Raw genomic sequence first — 16382 nt, forward strand, 5'->3', positions numbered from 1 at the left:
TAATGATTCATTAAAACAATCAGTTTCACTTTTGAGTGCGGCAACGGTAGTCCATCACACCAAAGGAGAAACACACATGCTGTTGACGCCGTATGCTGAAGGATTCGCCATGGGTGGCGGGCTGATCGTGGCCATCGGGGCGCAGAACGCTTTCGTGCTCACACAAGGGGTGCGCAACAACCGTCCGTTGATCGTGGCCGCGCTTTGCATTCTCATCGATGCAGCATGCATTTCGCTCGGTGTTTCGGGAGTGGGAACCGCAGTGGCTGCCAATCCGAAGCTAGGGGATATTGCAGCGTGGGGCGGTGCCGCGTTTTTGCTCTGGTACGGCTGGGGATCGCTTCGCTCCATGCTTTCACAAGACCGCCTTCAGGCGGATGCCGAGACGGCCGATACGCTTCGCCGCACCATCGGCATGACACTGGCGGTCAGCCTGCTCAATCCGCACCTGTACCTCGATACGGTCGTACTCCTTGGGGGCGTGAGCGGTCAGTACCAGACTCCGGCGCGGTACGTCTTCGGAGCAGGGGCGATAACCGCCTCGGTGGCGTGGTTCCTGATCCTGACCGTCGGCGGGCGCATGCTGGCCCCGATATTTGCTCGTTCCATCACCTGGCGGATTCTGGACGGCATCATCTGCCTGACCATGTGGGGCATCGCCGCCGGACTGATCCGATCCGCGCTTTAGCCGTACCGCAATTTTTTGCAAGACAGCCCGTAGCGTGTCGTTCTATGCTCTGTGCCAATAGGTAGTTTCCCGATCCGGAGAAGACCATGAGCAAGAGTTCCGTCAAATACATACGCCCCGAGAGTCTGGACGGGTTCGAGATTCGTTCCGTGGTGGAATCGGGGCACTCCTTTCCCAATCATACGCACGACGTTCACTCCGTGGCCGTCATGGAGGCAGGCGGTTGTTACTGCTCCTCAGGTTCGTATGTCCGAAAGGGCGAACTTGCCATGTTCAACCCCGGCTTCGTGCATTCCGGCATTATTCAGCGGTCCGACACCCGGCTAACCTACCGCGTTCTCTATTTCGATAATGATCTGCTTACCGATGCCGCACGGCAACTGGCCAAACGCGACGCGCTGCCCGAATTTCGGTCAGTGGTGGCTTGCGACGGTCTTGCCCACCGCGAACTGAACGTTCTCGGCAACACGGTGGCAGCCGGGGCGGACAGGCTCACCCTCGACACCGCTCTTTCTCGCGCCTGCGCTGCCCTGCTTGCGCGACACTGCGAACTGCGGCCAAGAGTGCCGGACACACAGGAGCCTCTGGCCGTGCGCCGCGCCCGAGACTACCTGAACGATCATCTCTCGGAAAAAGTCTCACTGGAAGACCTCTCGCGCGTCACCGGACTGTCCCGCTATCATCTGCTGAGAACCTTCCGCCAGTGCGTCGGTATCCCCCCGCACCGCTACCACACCCAGATTCGTCTGGAGCAAGCCAAGTTCCTCCTGCGTCGCGGTCATCCCATCGCCGAAGCCGCCCTGCAAAGCGGCTTTTCCGACCAAAGCCATTTCGCCAACACATTCCGCCGATACACCGGCGCCACCCCGCGCCAATACGCCCGCGGCTAGCCCCACCACATCCGCCCCTTTCTCATCTGCCTGAAAAGCGGTGACTTTTGCGTGCAGAGCCTTTCGCATTTACTTTTTCTTTCAAATCAAGCAATTAATGTAGATAGGAACATTTTTACGAACACGTTAGGAACACCCACAGACCACAAAGGAACCGCCATGGCCCGAAACGACCAACCCCGCCGCTGCGACTGGGCGCTTCAGTCCGAAGAGGAACGAATCTATCACGACAAGGAATGGGGTATGCCAGTCTTCGACGATGCGCACCAGTTCGAGTTCCTCGTGCTGGAATCCGCACAGGCAGGACTCTCATGGCTGACAATTCTCAAAAAACGCGAAGCCTACCGGAGAGCCTTTGCCGGATTTGACCCCAAAACCGTATCCCGATTCAATGAAAGCGACGTCGAACGCCTGATGCAGGATCCCGGCATCGTCAGAAACCGCCAGAAAATCGAAGCCGCCATCAACAATGCAAAAGCCTTTCTTGAAATCCAAAAGGAATTCGGAACCTTCTGCAACTACATCTGGGGATTCGTTGACGGAAACCCAATCCAGAACAATTTCAAGAAAATGGAAGACGTGCCCGCAGAAACCGAACTCTCAAGGACTATCGCCAAAGATCTCAAAAAAAGAGGCTTCAAATTCCTCGGCCCGGTCACCGTCTACGCCCACATGCAAGCAACAGGCATCGTCAACGACCACCTCGTGCACTGCCAACGCTACGCAGAAGTGGCCGGATATACGCTTAATCTGCCCTGATGGGGAATGATGCCTCCGGCGGGCCCTTCAGGCGGACCCTTTCAGGGGGACCAAAGGGGCGGGCCCCCTTTGGAATCCCTAGGTTGTCAGCGGGGTTGCAGTTGTTGGGTCCATGCGGCCGCACAACCCCCGTCCCAACTGCTACCCCGCTGACGGGGAGTTGGATTCTGTGCGTCTTGGCTGACGAGCTTCTGTAGCAGGAGTATGTCAAGGAGAGCTTCCTCAACTCTTAGGTTTCTCACCAGAACTCCCCACTATTCTTGCTTTCCTGTCAACTCAACAACCGCCATCAGCCGCCTGCCAAGCCGCCTAAGAATTGTCGCTTTCGGAAAGCCGGGTGCGGCTTGGCAACACAAAGGTTTTTGGGAGATTCTTAAGAACCCTTTTGCAAAAGGGTTCTTAAGCCGCCGGAGGCACCATCTCTAATCTCCTGCTTCAGGTAAAGAATTCGCCCCGTCTTCTTCTGCCTACACCATGAGCAGCCATGCGCCGACGAGCATGATGGCGGCGGCCACGAGCCGTTTGCTTATCTGTTCGCCGAAAGCTTTTCTGGCGAGCACCAGAGTGACGAGAACGCTGAGCATGGAGGCCGGTTCGGCTATGCTGACGTCGATTCGGGTCATGGCCACGAGCAGGAAGAGGTAGGAGTAGCCGTTGATGCCGCCAGCTATCGTGGCGGCTACCGGACGTTTTTTCATAAGCGTGACTATGTCGCCCGTGCGTCTGCGAACAAGCAGAGCGATGAGGACATACATCGCGATGACGGAATACAGGACGAAACAGTAGGCGATGGGATCAATGTTGAGCCTGGCGGCGGAAACGACATGGGCATCCACGACCCGGCCGCAGGCGATGAGCAGCGATGCAAGGACCATGAACCGACAGGCCGGATCGGTCAGAATGGCCTTGACGGATTTCAGAAAGCTGCCTTGGGGATTGAGGTGCGAGGCACCGTAGACAAGCAGTGACAGACCGCCTAGCTTGGTGATCGTGAGCGGCTCGCCGAGAAAGAGGAAGGCGAGCAACGCCAAAAAAAGCACGTTGGAATTATAGAGCGGGCTCACGAGCGAGGCTTCGCCCATGGAGAGTGAATGGACATAGCAGGTGAAGGCCGCAGCGTAGAAAATACCTGCGCCGAAGCTGACGGTCATGGCCTTCCATTGCTCGGGGGGCAGGTTCCATGGCACGAAGGGCAGCAGCAGGACGGCCCCCAGGGCAAAAAAGAGGAACGTGGGCGCGAACGGGTCCACGTTCGTGCCGAGCCGTTTGACCACGATTCGTTCGAATCCGAGCAGGATGATGCGTGCAGCGAGGGCCAGAACAGGCAGCGCGCCATATGAGGTAAACCAGTCCATCGCCGGCAAATACGCCTCTTTGCTGGCGCTGGCAACAAGGTATTGCAGGGGTTTGTGTATGAAGATTGAAGCACCGCTGGTTCCGGATGCGACCTATGTTTCCGAGTTGCGAGCTCTCGGTGACATGCTGGACAGCGTTCATTTCGCGCTGCCCGGACTGGGCGCTTTTGATGCCCGCCAACACGCAAAAGGTGACCGAAAAGATATTCTGGACGCTCTGCAAGACCTGCCGGGAGTGCCCCGATACCTGTTGCTGAACGGTAGAATGCTGCCGCCGGAGCGTTACCTTGACCGTCATGCCATGCGCGAGCTGGCGCAGGAGCTGGACACCCTTCGGACCGAAGCGGGCCTTGTTGGAATCGTGGTTGCAGATTTTCATCTCCTGCGGGCACTTGGCGCGGCCGCGCCCGGAATCTGCTCCAAACTGGAGGCGGTGCCCAGCGTCAATGCCATGATAGATTCTCCGGCCCGCCTGAACGCCGTTCTGAACGCGGTGAAGGGCAGCGGTTTCGCCATGCCGTCGCGCGTGATACTGGACCGTTCGCTCAACCGCGATTTCACGATGCTGGAACGCACCTCGAAAGCGGCCAGAAAGCGTCTGCCCGGCGCGGAAATTGTGCTTCTGGCAAATGAAGGCTGCCTGCCGCAGTGTCCCTACAAGGGCGCGCACAACGCGCATGTGGCCATGGTGAATCTGGGGCTTTGCGAGGAGCGGACCCATGAGGCCAACCGGGAATTTGCCTGTCTGAAAGCCTTTGTGAACAATCCCGCCATGCTGCTGGCATCGCCATACATCAGGCCGGAGGACGCCGCTCATTACGAAGGGGTGGCTGATGTGCTGAAGGTATGCGGCCGCACTCGCGGTCCTGAGTTCCTGCGTCGAGTGGTTCGTGGATACGTGGACGAACAGTGGGACGGCAATCTGCTGGAGATGCTTGATGCCGTTGGTGACGCATCGCACCTGCTACACGTGGAGAATAAATCTCTTCCAAGTGATTTTCTCAATAAAATGAATGGTTGCGATCAGGACTGCGACCGTTGCGGAGCCTGCACCCCGTTTCTGGAGCGCGCTTTCCGGCGTCTGCCGGTCAGACTGTAATTTTCAGCGGTTCCCTTGCGCGGCAAGCTGGGGTACACTCCGCCGTCAAACAAGGAGCAAGTCATGAAAAAATCTCTGGGAGCCAAACCCTTTGCACTGCCCGCTCCGGTCTGGACCGTGGGCGCATACGACCTCGACGGGAAACCCAACGCCATGATCGCGGCATGGGGCGGCATCTGCTGTTCCGACCCGGCAAGCGTCTGCGTGGCCATTCGCGAAAGCCGTCACACCTATCCCGGCATCATCGAGCGTGGCGCGTTCACCGTGAGCGTTTGCAGTCAGGATCAGGCCGAACAGGCCGACTACCTCGGCATCGCCTCCGGCAAGGATGTGGACAAGTTTGCCAAGACCGGCCTGACCCCGGTTCGCGGTGAATTCGTCGATGCCCCGTATGTTCAGGAGTTCCCGGCCGTCATCGAGTGCGAGCTTACCGAGAAGGTCAACCTCGGCATGCATATGCTGCTGGTGGGCAAAATCCGCGACGTCAAAGTGGATGACGACAAACTGCTGGACGGCAAATTCCCGGATATCGAAAAAATCCGTCCGCTCGTGTTCACCCCGGGCGCACGCACCTATCACGGCGTTGGCGAACTTGCGGGCAAAGCCTTCGAGTGCGGCCTGAAGTACAAGTAATGCGCAGGGTCATGACCGCCTTCATGGCGTTTTTCCTTCTCTCGTTGCCGAACGCGGTCCTTGCCGACGGCTTTGCTGAAAAGCTGCGCGCCGGCACCTTCGTGCTGCACACCGAAAATGACAAATTCGGCGGCGGAACCGACGAGTTTTACACCAACGGCGTTCAGGCCACGTGGGTCTCCCCGGTGCTGGAAAGCTGGGAAGACGCCGATGTTCACGCCAGCATCGAGATGCTCGCAGGCAGCCTGCCCCTGATCAATGACGAGCGGAAACACTCCATTTCCTTCGGCATCGGGCATACCATCTTTACGCCCGTGGACACCCAGACCACAGAGCCGCAGCCTGATGACCGCCCATACGCGGGCTGGCTCTATGGCACGCTCGGCCTGCACGCAAAAAACAGCAAGCGCCTGGATGTCTTCGAGCTGACACTCGGCATAGTCGGCCCGTCCGCTCTCGGCGAGCAGGTGCAAAACGACTATCACAGGCTCATCGGAGTGGACGAAGCAAACGGCTGGGAACACCAACTACACGACGAACCCGGCCTGATGCTCACCTGGGAACGCAACTGGCGGCTGTTTCCGGACAAGGATCCCGCCCGGACCGGCGGTTGGGGCTTCGACGCCACACCGCACTTCGGCGCAACCGTCGGCAATGTGAAAACCTACGTCAATGCAGGCGGGGAAGTCCGCTTCGGCTACAACCTGCCAGCCGACTTCGGCACATCCTTCATCGGCCCCGCCGACGGCGTCAACGCTCCCATAGACGGACTCGAAGACAGCCGCCCCGGCTTTCACGTCTTCGGAGGTCTCGAAGGCAAAGCCGTGGCACGCGATATCTTCCTTGACGGCAACACATGGCGAGACAGTCCGAGCGTGGCAAAACGACCCTTCGTCGGAGACGCCTATTTCGGCCTGTCCGTCCGCCCCTCAAGCCACTTCGCCGTCACCTACACGCAAGTGGTGCGCAGCAAGGAATTCTACGGCCAGACACACCCCCACGTGTTCGGATCCCTTTCCCTGAGCTTTAATTTCTAGGATGTATTGGGACTGCACCTGAGTGGCTCACCGAAGGCAAAAAACCATTACTGGAACGTGCCCATCGGCATAACGCTTGAGATAATCAGGCGGAAGCGGCCATTACGGCGTTGCCGAGTTCAGGGGCCTGCGGGTTGACGTAGGTGACGTCAAGGGAGCGGCTGAAGTCGAACTCGGGGCTCAGGTTGGTGACGTAGTTGACTTCCGACTCCTTGACCGTCTTGTCGGTGGAAAGGTCCTTGGTCTCGAAAGTGTATTCGGTGTTGTAGTTGTCGGTGTTCTCGACGTTGTTGACGACGCTTCTGGAGTTGTCCTCGTTGTAAGTGCGGTCGTTCTGTTCCACGTTGTAGGTCACCGAATTGTCCGGGCTGTTCTGGACGTTTCGGGTCTCGACGTACTTGGTGTTCGAGGCGTCGATGTTCTTCTCTTCGTTGTTCTCGACCTTGCTGGTGCGGTGGTTGTCCACGTCGTTCACGAAATTCTTTTCGTTATTGTATTCAGCGGAGGTTTCGTAGCTGATGGTGGACGTGTTCTCGTTCTCCGTGACCTGCTTCACTTCCGTCCGGTTGTTTTCGACGTTCTCCTGTGAGAGGTCCATGTTGACTTCGGTGGAGCGGTCCACGTCCTGCTGGGAGTTGCGGACATTCTCCGTCTGCAGGGTGCGCTCCGTGCTGAAGTCGGGATTGAACTCCCGCACCTGCCGCACATCCCGTGAGTTGTCGATGGTGACGGTGGAGCTTCTGTCCTGCTCGAAATTGTTGGACGTGCTGAAGTCGTAATAGGCGCCCTTCTTGGCCTCGTCCTTGGACATGGCGGCCTCGCCCTTGTTGGGGTCGATCATGAGCGACGCTTCGTAGCCGTCGCCCGTGGGAATCCACATGGGGTCGAAGTCCACGGGCTCCCAGCCCTTTTCCTCGAACAGGCGAAGAGTGTTCTTGGCAGGCCAGTTCATGGAGTGACCAATGCCCGGCCCGTGCCAGTTGGTCTGGTTGTGGGGCATGACATATCCACTGGGAGAGACCGGGGTGAAGCCGGAGGGCGTGGGCGCGGCGCCGATGCCCATGGGAGGCGCGGTGATGACATGTCCGGCGGCGATTACGGGGGATATGCCCACAGGCGGGAAGGTGACCGACTGGGACGATCCCGCCCCCTGATCCATAACGACTCTGCCGGGACCGGAGCCCATGGGCGGAGCGGGAACACCGGGTGTGGCCAGTGTGGTTCTGCCGCCCTCAGTGGTCATGATGGGCTGTCCGGGGCCAGCGCTGAAAGATTCCATCTTGCCGCCGCCAGTGGACGGAGAAGGGTTGACGCTGCCGGTCATCTGAGCGGATGCCGAGGTGCCGCCTCCTGTGGATGAGCCGCCACCTCCACCGGCGCCGCCGGTTACGGAAACGCCCGTGCTACCAGCGCCGCCGACCTGTGCGGTGCCGCCTGAACCGCCGGATGCCGACCCGCCGCCCGTGCCGCCGGCAATGGCGGTGGAGTCGCCCGCAGTGACAGGCGCGTAGGGGATGCGGGCCTGAGACGTGTCGATGGGGACCATGGCCGCACGCGTGTCAATGGGGACGTAACCCGGCTCGCCGGTGATGACGCGACCAGCCGGTCCGGCCTGAAAGCTCCCGGCCGGTCCTGCCTGCACCTGACCTGGAGGTCCGGCGACGATGAAATCGGTAACGCCCTGCATGGACATGGTCTTTTCTCCCCCTTTCCCGACACCCCGCCGCAAGGCGCGATGACAGGTCTAGGAGCCAACGTTACACCGGGCTTTTCCATACCGTCAAGGCCCGGTTTGCAACGCTTTTGAAAGAATAACGCCCCATACCGGGGTGGTGCGGGGCGTTGTGGTTCGGGAATCGTTCTCGTTTACGGCGGCTTACTTCGTTTCCATGGAAGCGATGAATGCGTCGGCTTCGGCGATGGATTTTTCCATGTCCTTAATGAGCCTGTCCACGTCGGCACGGATGGAAGCGAGTTCCCCTTCGAGGGAGGCGATGGCCTTGGCATTGAGGTTGTGCTTGAGGTAGAGCACCTGATCCTTGAACGCGGCCAGCACCGGATCCATGCGGGAGGATGCCCGCTTCATGGCGGCCAGCAGTTCGCGGTAGCGGGACTGGGTGGCGTCGTACTGGCTGCGGCTCTGCCTGCGCAGCTTGGCGCTGGTGTACTGCTTGAGTTCCGCACGCCACTCCTCGAACAGGGCTTCCGCGACGTTCTCGACGGATTCGATGCGGTCGCGTACTTCCTCGGCCGCTTCTTCGGACGCTTCGTATTCGGCGTTTAGCACTTCGTATTTCTGTTCCAGCTCGCCGCCGTCCACGGCGACCACGGATTTGAAGCGGTCCAGCGCGGTGGCGAACTGTTCCTTGGCTTCGGTGTTGGCTTCGCGAGCCTCTCCCACGCGGTCCACGAGGATCTCGCGCTTGTGGTAGCCGACCTGTTCCATTGCCGAATAGTAGGTCTTCTGGCACCCGGCCAGCACGGCCACGGCGGTCAGGGCGAGTAGTATGCGTACGGCGTATCTCATGGGTTCTCCTCGGGATGAGTCATGTGGGATAATGGTCCGGTTCGTGTCGTCTTCATAGCGCAACCGCGACCTCGGAGCAAGATTTGCCCACGGCAGGGCCGATGTGTATAGTCCGCCCGGAACGAACAACCCGAACCACCCAATCATCATGCGCACCATAGAATCACTCCGCTACGTGGCCATCGACTTCGAAACCGCGGACGCCAAGCGCGACAGCGCCTGTTCCGTGGGACTCGTGGCCGTCGAGGGCGGAGAAATAGTGGACAAATCGTACCGGCTGATCCGGCCGCCCCGGCGCAAGTTCAATCCCTACTGCCAGGCCATTCACGGACTGAGTTGGGAGGACGTGCGCGATGAGGCCGATTTCGGTCAGGCATGGCCCGAGTTGACCCCGATGCTGGAGGGCGCGGACTTCATCTGCGCCCACAACGCGCCGTTCGACCGGTCGGTGCTGGAAGCCTGCTGCCGCCTGTTCGAGCTGGATATGCCGCTACAGCCCTTCATGTGCACCGTGCAGCTTGCGCGCCGCACGTGGGAGCTGCCGAAAAACAAGCTGCCCAAGGTCTGCGAGCATCTGGGCATCCAGCTCGACCACCACAACGCGCTCTCGGACGCAGAGGCCTGCGCCCGGATTGCCGCCATCGGTTTGACCGAGAATCCGGATTTCCTGAAACGGATCATCTGACGCAAACGACTTTCTCAGGAAAAAGCGGGTCCGGGGCATTGCCTCGGGCCCGTTTTTGCTGCACTACGTTTCCACACCAAGGTGGCCGAGAGCCGCGCCTTCAACAACCGAAAACCGAGACCGCAATGAACTTTTTTACCGACAATCCAAACATGCTGTACCTTCTGCTCGTCAGCGTGTTCGGGATACTCTTTCTCTTCTGGCTGCACCTTCGCATCACCCGGTTCAAGTCGCTTCGCATCAAGCGCGCCAGGAATCTGGACATCGAGCAGGTGGGCGCCTTTCCGGTGGAGGATCTTTCCCGCAAGGAGATCCGCAAGCAGCAGAAAGCTCTGACCGAGGGCGTGGCCCAGCGGTTCACCATCATCAGCCGCACCATCTACCTCACCTTGGGAATCATCTGGCTGTTCGCCATGACGTTCCCCTTCATGAACGGACTCTCCGGCACATACGTTTCCATCGTCATCACCGCGGTAACGGTGGTGGTCGGTATCGCGGCCAGACCATTTGTGGAAAACCTCTTTTCCGGCATCGTCATTTCGTTCTCCAACCAATTGCGCGTCGGTGATACGCTGGTCATCGACGACCAGTACGGTTCGGTGGAAGACATCTCCATCACCCACACCAAGGTTAAGACGTGGGAATCCAAACGGTACATCATCCCCAACAGCAGGATGCTGACCAAGGAATTCATCAACCTGACCATCAACGAGATGAGCATCTGGGCCACCATGGAGTTCCGGGTGTCCTACGAGGCGGATATCGACAGGGTCACCGAGATCGCCGAAGCCATCGGGGCCGAGCTTTCGCCGGAAGACGCGCCCGAGAAGCCCTTCTTCTGGATTCGCAACATGGAGCGCGACTGTTACCTCTGCGCCCTCACGGTCTGGGCGGATACCCCCTCCACCGCATGGACCCGGCGGAGCGAAATCGGCATCATGCTGGTCCGTGCTTTCCGTCAGGAAGGCATCAGGACCAACGTCAGCAACCTTTCCATGCCGGAAGGGTTCCGAAGCTAGGCCCAACCGATACATGATCATCAAGGCGGCTCGTCCCAAGAGGGGCGGGCCGCCTTTTTTGTTGCGAAGGTTCAGAGGCAAGGAGCTTTTGAACAATCTATTTTCAGTTATTTCAGGTGATAAAGATTTCTATGAACATAACGAACAGGCCGTGAAGCTCTGTTCGTTATGTAGGTAACATGTTGAATTAATATGACAATAGCTTGAAGGTTGGCGTGGGCCCGAATAGCGCTTCATGTTGGGCATTATAACGGTGTCGTGTTGCGCGCGGTCGAAAAAATGCGTTACCGTCACAATGCTGTTCAATGTGAACTCAAACCAAAGCGAGGAAAATCTATGCGTTACAGTAAGAACATGCTTTCTGCGGCAATGGCGGTATGCTTTGTCATGGTCCTTGCCATGGCATCCACGGTACGGGCGCACTGCGAGGTGCCTTGCGGCATCTATGATGACCACATGCGCATCCACATGATCGAGGAGGACCTGACCACCATCGAAAAATCCATGAACAGCATCATGGAGCTGCGCAAGGAATCCCCGGTCAACTACAACCAGCTCGTACGCTGGATCAACAACAAGGAACATCACGCCCAGAGGATTCAGGACCGTGTGAGCACCTACTTCCTGGCCCAGCGGATCAAGGCGGACCAGCCGGAGTACGGCAAGCGGCTGGAGCTGCTTCACGGCCTCATCACCGGTGCCATGAAGTGCAAGCAGAACGTGGACCTGAAGTACGTGCAGCAGATGCGCAAGACCCTGAAGGAATTCGAGACCCTCTACTTTGCCGAATAGCCTCTCGCGGAGAGGGAATACAAAAGGACCCTGCCTGAGCGGGGTCCTTTTGTATTGATCCTGAGAGGATGCGTTAATATGCGATGATGGCGCAGCCCTGTAGCGCTTATTTCAGGGCCTCACGGCTGCCGTCCTTCATCCATAACGTCACGGCAAAGGCCATGAGTCCTGCTGTGGCGAGCAGGGCAGCCGGAGCCACGGAGCTGCCGGTCATTTCGATGAGCGAGGTGGCCAGCATGGGGGTGGCGCCGCCCACCACTCCCAGCCCTATGTTGTAGGCAACGGAGTACCCGGAAAGCCTGTCGCAGGCCGGGAACAACTCCACGAACATGGCGGGAGCCGACCCCAGCGGCACGGCCACGAGCATCGCCAGCAGAAACTGTACGGCGATGGCTCCGTAGAGTCCGTCGTTGGCAAGCCAGACGTACAGGGGGACGGCGCAGAGCATCAGCAGGAACATGGTCATGCTGATAAGCCGTGTGCGCCGGATCAGCCTGTCTCCGAGCCAGCCTGAAACCGGAATGAGGGCAAGCAGAAGAGCGGTTCCGGCAGTATTGATCTGCAGGGCCAGCTCACGTTCCATGCCCGTTTCCCGATGCAGCCATTCCGGGAAATAGACCAGCGGAATGTAGAACAGGATGCCGTAGGCCGAAGCAAAGAGGATGGCCTGAATCATCTGTTTGCGGTTGGTTGTGAACGCTTCCAGTAGCGGCGAGGTTTCGTCGCGTTCTTCATGATGGTTCTGGAAGTGGTCTGACTGGGGCAGTCTGCGTCGCAGAAGAATTGCGAGACCGCCGATGATGCCGCCGAGCAGAAACGGGATGCGCCAGCCCCAGCTGTGCACGAAATCGGAAGGGAATAGGTTCGTCAGCGCGGCGGCGGCCCCGGATCCGAGAAGCATCCCGGCCATGCTGCCCGTGTTGGCCCAGCTTCCGGCCAGCCCGCGCCCGTCATCGGATGCGGTCTCCACCAGATAGGTCACGGAGCTGCTGAATTCACCGCCCACGGACAGTCCCTGCACCATGCGGATGATCACCAGCAGCACCGGAGCCCAGAGTCCGATGGTGTCGTAGGTAGGCAGGCAGCCCAGCAGCACTGTCGGCAGCACCATCATGATGACGGAGATCATCATGGTCCGACTGCGGCCAAGGGTGTCCCCCATCCAGCCGAGAATACCGGATCCGAGTGGTCTCATGAAGAAACCCGCCGCAAAGATACCGTAGGTGGCGATCAGCCCTGCCGTGTCGCTCTGTTGCGGAAAGAAGAGGGTGGAAATAATGCCTGCCATGTAACCGTACAAGGCGAAGTCGTACCATTCCACGACGTTGCCGATGAATCCGGCCAGAAGGGCCGTATGGCGTTTGCTTATGCTCATTGCTGCGTACTCTCTTGTCGCAAGTCATTTCTCTATCGGCACGGGTCATAGCACTTGCGAAAGGCTGGCTCAACACGTCCGGGTGATTTCCATGGCCTCTGTCACCTTCCATCGGGCTGTCCATTTTCTTCCGGTGCTGGTATGCTGGGAGCATGTGTCCAGAATTCGCCCCTGTTCCGGTGAGTTCGCAAACCGATGAAGTGAGGCAACCATGCGATATCTTTTCGTCATTATGCTCATCCTGTCCCTGTCGGTCCCGGCAGGGGCCGCGCCGTTCATGTCTCCGGACGAGGTGCCGGAAATAGCGAACGTGAAAAAAACGGTGCTGGTCAAAGGGCTCTCCCATCCATGGGGCATGGCACGGCTCCCCGAAGGCGGCATTCTCATAACGGAGCGTCCGGGACGCGTGCAGCTGTATCAGGGCGGCGAGGTGAAAAGCGTCCCCGGAGCGCCCGAGACCTTTGCGGAAGGACAGGGCGGCCTGCTCGACATCGCCCTGCACCCGGACTTCGCCTCGAACCGTCTTGTCTATTTCAGCATGTCCATAGGCACGGAGAAGGCCAACCGCACCGCCTTGTCACGCGCCAGATTTGATGGAGAGCGTTTTACGGACGTGCAGGAGCTTTTCCGCGTCACCCAGACCAAGCCCGATACACAGCACTTCGGCTCGCGTCTGGTGTGGCTGCCGGACGGTACCCTGCTCATGACCATCGGCGACGGCGGCAACCCGCCGGTCAAGGTGGACGGCAAGCTGTCGCGTAAATACGCGCAGGATCTGCGCAGCCATCTCGGGAAGATTCTGCGGTTCAACGACGACGGCTCGCCGGTCGGCTCCGGCGCTTTTGCCGAGGAAGGTGGGCTGCCGGAACTGTACTCGGCAGGGCATCGCAATATTCAAGGGCTGGCCCATGATCCCATCCGCGGCACAGTATGGGTAAGTGAACACGGTGCATTGGGCGGCGACGAACTCAACCGTATCGAGCCGGGCGGAAACTACGGCTGGCCGCTGGCGACGTTCAGCAAGGAATACCTCTTCGCCCGGGAAATCTCGGAGCACACCAGCCTGCCGGGCAAGGTCGATCCTTCTCTCGTGTGGCTGGAGGGCATCGCCCCGTCCGGGCTGTGCCTGTACACCGGCGATGCTTTCCCGCAGTGGAAGGGCGATCTGCTTGCAGGCGGCCTGCGCGGCAAAACCATCCGGCTCGTGGAGTTGGATAGGGCCGGCAACGTTACCGGCGAAAAGCGCATTGAGATGAACGAGCGCGTGCGGGAGATCTCGCAGGGTCCCAACGGCCTGATATATGTGCTCACGGACGAGGATGACGGAAAGTTGATTCGGCTGAGTCCCGGCAAGTAGGAGTTGCCACGACAAATCAAACGGGCCCTGCGCAGTTGCAGGGCCCGTTCTTTGTGAGTTGATGAAATCGTGGCGGCCGGTTAGTCCGTTGTTTCGCCTTCGGAGAGCATGTGTACCGTGCGTTGGGGGAAAGGAATGGTCAGGCCGGCGGCCTCGATGTCTTCCTTGACCCGTTTGTTCAGGTCCCAGAGGGTCTGCCAATAGTCGGCAGTGGTGGCCCAGCCGCGAAGCTGGAGATTCACCGAGTTGTCGCCCATGGATGCGACCATGGTCTGCGGTCCGGGATCTTGGAGGAAACGGGATTCTTCGGCGGCGATACGTTGCAGCACATCCAGTCCCGTGTCGATGGAGTCCGAGTAGGCGATGCCCACGGTGATGTCCATGCGCCGCTTGCCGTTGCGGGTGTAGTTGGTGATGCTGCTGCCCCACGCCGTGCTGTTCGGAACGCAGACGTACAGGCCGTCGAAGGTCTCCAGAATGGTGGTGAACAGGTTGATTTCATGCACGGTGCCGCTGGTGGAGCCGATGGAGACATAGTCTCCCGAGCGGAAGGGCCGCAGGAAAAGGAGCATGATTCCCGCGGCGATGTTGCTCAGGGTGTCCTTGAGCGCCAGACCGACAGCAAGACCGGCGGCACCGAGCAGTGCAATGAGGCTGGCGGTGTTGACCCCGAAAATGTCCAGAATGAACACGCCCGCGATGGTGTACACGAGATACGTGGCAGCCGTGCAAAGGATCGGTACGAGGGTGGCGTCCAGCTTCTCCAGTCGGTCATTGGCGTTCCGGATTCCCTTGCGCACAAGCTTGGCAACGATGGACCCGGCGATAAGGATGACCAGGGCAAGCAGCGCACTGTACCCTACGTCCAGCAACATCTCAGAATTATTCTTCCAGAATTCCATTACCATGTCCGTCATCCTCGGTCCTCCTGCCATTACGTGATTGAAAAGGATTGCAACCATAAAAATGAAGCATTTTTGCGCACGGAGATCAATGCTTTCTTTATACAGGGTGTCATGATTCCACCGATCATCAACCTGACATTGACAGCTATCCGCTCTCACACTAACAGACCACGTTCCGCGCAGGGGAGCTCGGGGAGGGCTGTCGCGGACTGGACGCGGTTCCGGATCGTCAACGGGTTGCGTGGTGGAAACGATTTTACTTGAAGGAGAGGATTGATGGAATCCAAGCTTGCCAACCCGGCCCCGCTGGGCCTGATGGGCTTCGGCATGACAACCGTGCTGCTGAACATCCATAACGCGGGATTTTTTCCCATCGGCTCCATGATTCTGGCCATGGGCATTTTCTACGGGGGCATCGCGCAGGTCATCGCGGGCATCATGGAGTTCAAGAAGGGTAACACCTTCGGCACCACGGCCTTTACGTCCTACGGGCTGTTCTGGCTGACCCTCGTGGGCCTGATCGTCATGCCCAAGATGGGGCTGGCCGAAGCGCCCTCCGAGGCGTTCATGGGCTGCTATCTCGCCATGTGGGGCATCTTCACCCTGTTCATGTTCATAGGCACCCTCAAGGGCAACGCGGTCCTGAAGTTCGTTTTTCTTTCCCTGACCGTGTTGTTCTTCCTGCTGGCTATCCGTGACTTTACACACAATGTGTTCATCGGAACCCTCGCCGGCTTCGAGGGCATCGTTTGCGGCGCGTCCGCTATCTACCTCGCCATGGCCGAAGTCATCAACGAGCAGTTCGGTCGCACCGTTCTGCCCATCGGCGCATAATCGTCCGCGCCATACAACGCCAAAGGCCGCACAGTATATACTGTGCGGCCTTTTATTCTGCGCCCGTGTCAGGTGGCTCTTCGAAAATCCATGCGTTTAACCAAACATTTTGAAAAATCCGAGAAGGTGGGTGGCCTGTAGAGTTTCCTGTTTACAACGATGCTCTGGATCTATTGCCCATAGGGGGCATATGGAGTGTCGCGGTTTATTGGGGCATACGGTTTTCTCTGTGCCTGCCGCTATCTCGGGTATTGGGGGTGTTTGCGCTAGGGGGCTGATATTCATTCCCCTCACCATCAGGACTGATAACGGAATCCTGAGCAGGCAAATCGTTCCTGGACGTCCCCAGATATTCAACAGCAAAGCATGTTGCCGGGAAAGCAAGTATGACAAGCATGGATGCAATAATCGCCAATCGGTGCATCTT

At 58.8% G+C, this 16382-nt stretch carries 17 protein-coding genes; 11 read left to right on the plus strand and 6 right to left on the minus strand.

Annotated elements, in window-relative coordinates; all coding sequences use genetic code 11:
- Positions 1-76: 76 nt before the first annotated feature.
- The 3 genes from B149_RS0115420 to B149_RS0115430 all read left to right on the plus strand — a co-directional run bounded on the left by B149_RS0115420 (position 77) and on the right by B149_RS0115430 (position 2337).
- Positions 77-688: a LysE/ArgO family amino acid transporter gene (locus B149_RS0115420; protein WP_018126072.1), complete on the plus strand. Its 612-nt coding sequence runs from the start codon at positions 77-79 to the stop codon at positions 686-688.
- Positions 689-774: 86 nt separating this feature from the next.
- Positions 775-1578 (plus strand): helix-turn-helix domain-containing protein, encoded by an 804-nt coding sequence (locus B149_RS0115425; protein ID WP_018126073.1) that lies wholly within the window; start codon positions 775-777, stop codon positions 1576-1578.
- Between the two features lie 159 nt (positions 1579-1737).
- Positions 1738-2337 carry a DNA-3-methyladenine glycosylase I gene (locus B149_RS0115430; RefSeq protein ID WP_018126074.1) on the plus strand — a complete coding sequence of 200 codons (600 nt, stop codon included), beginning with the start codon at positions 1738-1740 and terminating at the stop codon, positions 2335-2337.
- Between the two features lie 467 nt (positions 2338-2804).
- Here B149_RS0115430 and B149_RS0115435 read toward each other — a convergent pair whose 3' ends face one another.
- On the minus strand, positions 2805-3692 hold the full coding sequence (locus tag B149_RS0115435) for an EamA family transporter (protein ID WP_018126075.1): 888 nt from the start codon (positions 3690-3692) through the stop codon (positions 2805-2807).
- A gap of 58 nt (positions 3693-3750) precedes the next feature.
- Between B149_RS0115435 and B149_RS17535 the strand changes: the two genes are divergently transcribed.
- The 3 genes from B149_RS17535 to B149_RS0115450 all read left to right on the plus strand — a co-directional run bounded on the left by B149_RS17535 (position 3751) and on the right by B149_RS0115450 (position 6461).
- Entirely contained in the window at positions 3751-4791 is a 1041-nt protein-coding gene (locus B149_RS17535; RefSeq protein ID WP_018126076.1) for a hypothetical protein, read from the plus strand.
- A gap of 63 nt (positions 4792-4854) precedes the next feature.
- A complete protein-coding gene (locus B149_RS0115445; RefSeq protein ID WP_018126077.1) occupies positions 4855-5424 on the plus strand; it encodes a flavin reductase family protein in 570 nt (189 codons plus the stop codon).
- The gene (locus B149_RS0115450; protein ID WP_018126078.1) at positions 5424-6461 is read left to right on the plus strand and encodes a lipid A deacylase LpxR family protein; all 1038 of its coding nucleotides are present in this window, start codon (positions 5424-5426) and stop codon (positions 6459-6461) included. The genes B149_RS0115445 and B149_RS0115450 overlap by 1 nt, the downstream gene beginning before the upstream one ends.
- Positions 6462-6546: 85 nt before the next feature.
- On the opposite strand, the gene B149_RS18930 is transcribed toward B149_RS0115450, so the two are convergent.
- Positions 6547-8154, minus strand: coding sequence for a hypothetical protein (locus B149_RS18930; protein ID WP_026167665.1), 1608 nt, complete (start codon positions 8152-8154; stop codon positions 6547-6549).
- A gap of 183 nt (positions 8155-8337) precedes the next feature.
- Positions 8338-8988 (minus strand): DUF2959 domain-containing protein, encoded by a 651-nt coding sequence (locus tag B149_RS0115460; RefSeq protein ID WP_018126079.1) that lies wholly within the window; start codon positions 8986-8988, stop codon positions 8338-8340.
- Positions 8989-9136: 148 nt separating this feature from the next.
- Between B149_RS0115460 and B149_RS0115465 the strand changes: the two genes are divergently transcribed.
- From B149_RS0115465 to B149_RS0115475, 3 genes are all read left to right on the plus strand, one after another.
- Positions 9137-9673: a 3'-5' exonuclease gene (locus tag B149_RS0115465; RefSeq protein ID WP_018126080.1), complete on the plus strand. Its 537-nt coding sequence runs from the start codon at positions 9137-9139 to the stop codon at positions 9671-9673.
- Positions 9674-9798: 125 nt separating this feature from the next.
- Entirely contained in the window at positions 9799-10692 is an 894-nt protein-coding gene (locus B149_RS0115470; protein WP_018126081.1) for a mechanosensitive ion channel family protein, read from the plus strand.
- A 336-nt stretch (positions 10693-11028) separates the two neighbouring features.
- On the plus strand, positions 11029-11484 hold the full coding sequence (locus tag B149_RS0115475; RefSeq protein ID WP_018126082.1) for a superoxide dismutase [Ni]: 456 nt from the start codon (positions 11029-11031) through the stop codon (positions 11482-11484).
- Between the two features lie 106 nt (positions 11485-11590).
- On the opposite strand, the gene B149_RS0115480 is transcribed toward B149_RS0115475, so the two are convergent.
- On the minus strand, positions 11591-12859 hold the full coding sequence (locus tag B149_RS0115480) for an MFS transporter (protein ID WP_018126083.1): 1269 nt from the start codon (positions 12857-12859) through the stop codon (positions 11591-11593).
- Between the two features lie 211 nt (positions 12860-13070).
- Here B149_RS0115480 and B149_RS0115485 point away from each other — a divergent pair, with 211 nt between their 5' ends.
- Complete coding sequence (locus B149_RS0115485; protein ID WP_018126084.1) at positions 13071-14216, plus strand: PQQ-dependent sugar dehydrogenase; 1146 nt, start codon at positions 13071-13073, stop codon at positions 14214-14216.
- Between the two features lie 80 nt (positions 14217-14296).
- On the opposite strand, the gene B149_RS0115490 is transcribed toward B149_RS0115485, so the two are convergent.
- The gene (locus B149_RS0115490) at positions 14297-15133 is read right to left on the minus strand and encodes a mechanosensitive ion channel family protein (protein ID WP_018126085.1); all 837 of its coding nucleotides are present in this window, start codon (positions 15131-15133) and stop codon (positions 14297-14299) included.
- 264 nt (positions 15134-15397) lie between these two features.
- Here B149_RS0115490 and satP point away from each other — a divergent pair, with 264 nt between their 5' ends.
- Entirely contained in the window at positions 15398-15955 is a 558-nt protein-coding gene (gene satP / locus B149_RS0115495) for an acetate uptake transporter (RefSeq protein WP_018126086.1), read from the plus strand.
- 205 nt (positions 15956-16160) lie between these two features.
- On the opposite strand, the gene B149_RS18805 is transcribed toward satP, so the two are convergent.
- A partial coding sequence (locus B149_RS18805) for a hypothetical protein (protein ID WP_211208194.1) occupies positions 16161-16382 on the minus strand: 222 nt, incomplete at its 5' end.

The organism is Desulfovibrio oxyclinae DSM 11498, assembly GCF_000375485.1.
GTDB lineage: Bacteria > Desulfobacterota > Desulfovibrionia > Desulfovibrionales > Desulfovibrionaceae > Pseudodesulfovibrio > Pseudodesulfovibrio oxyclinae.

Excerpts from the sequence above, each read along its gene's own strand:
- B149_RS0115420 (WP_018126072.1), top strand. The coding sequence starts at position 77 with ATGCTGTTGACGCCGTATGCTGAAGGATTCGCCATGGGTGGCGGGCTG.
- B149_RS0115425 (WP_018126073.1), top strand. The coding sequence starts at position 775 with ATGAGCAAGAGTTCCGTCAAATACATACGCCCCGAGAGTCTGGACGGG.
- B149_RS0115430 (WP_018126074.1), top strand. The coding sequence starts at position 1,738 with ATGGCCCGAAACGACCAACCCCGCCGCTGCGACTGGGCGCTTCAGTCC.
- B149_RS0115435 (WP_018126075.1), bottom strand. The coding sequence starts at position 3,692 with ATGGACTGGTTTACCTCATATGGCGCGCTGCCTGTTCTGGCCCTCGCT.
- B149_RS17535 (WP_018126076.1), top strand. The coding sequence starts at position 3,751 with ATGAAGATTGAAGCACCGCTGGTTCCGGATGCGACCTATGTTTCCGAG.
- B149_RS0115445 (WP_018126077.1), top strand. The coding sequence starts at position 4,855 with ATGAAAAAATCTCTGGGAGCCAAACCCTTTGCACTGCCCGCTCCGGTC.
- B149_RS0115450 (WP_018126078.1), top strand. The coding sequence starts at position 5,424 with ATGCGCAGGGTCATGACCGCCTTCATGGCGTTTTTCCTTCTCTCGTTG.
- B149_RS18930 (WP_026167665.1), bottom strand. The coding sequence starts at position 8,154 with ATGTCCATGCAGGGCGTTACCGATTTCATCGTCGCCGGACCTCCAGGT.
- B149_RS0115460 (WP_018126079.1), bottom strand. The coding sequence starts at position 8,988 with ATGAGATACGCCGTACGCATACTACTCGCCCTGACCGCCGTGGCCGTG.
- B149_RS0115465 (WP_018126080.1), top strand. The coding sequence starts at position 9,137 with ATGCGCACCATAGAATCACTCCGCTACGTGGCCATCGACTTCGAAACC.
- B149_RS0115470 (WP_018126081.1), top strand. The coding sequence starts at position 9,799 with ATGAACTTTTTTACCGACAATCCAAACATGCTGTACCTTCTGCTCGTC.
- B149_RS0115475 (WP_018126082.1), top strand. The coding sequence starts at position 11,029 with ATGCGTTACAGTAAGAACATGCTTTCTGCGGCAATGGCGGTATGCTTT.
- B149_RS0115480 (WP_018126083.1), bottom strand. The coding sequence starts at position 12,859 with ATGAGCATAAGCAAACGCCATACGGCCCTTCTGGCCGGATTCATCGGC.
- B149_RS0115485 (WP_018126084.1), top strand. The coding sequence starts at position 13,071 with ATGCGATATCTTTTCGTCATTATGCTCATCCTGTCCCTGTCGGTCCCG.
- B149_RS0115490 (WP_018126085.1), bottom strand. The coding sequence starts at position 15,133 with ATGACGGACATGGTAATGGAATTCTGGAAGAATAATTCTGAGATGTTG.
- satP (WP_018126086.1), top strand. The coding sequence starts at position 15,398 with ATGGAATCCAAGCTTGCCAACCCGGCCCCGCTGGGCCTGATGGGCTTC.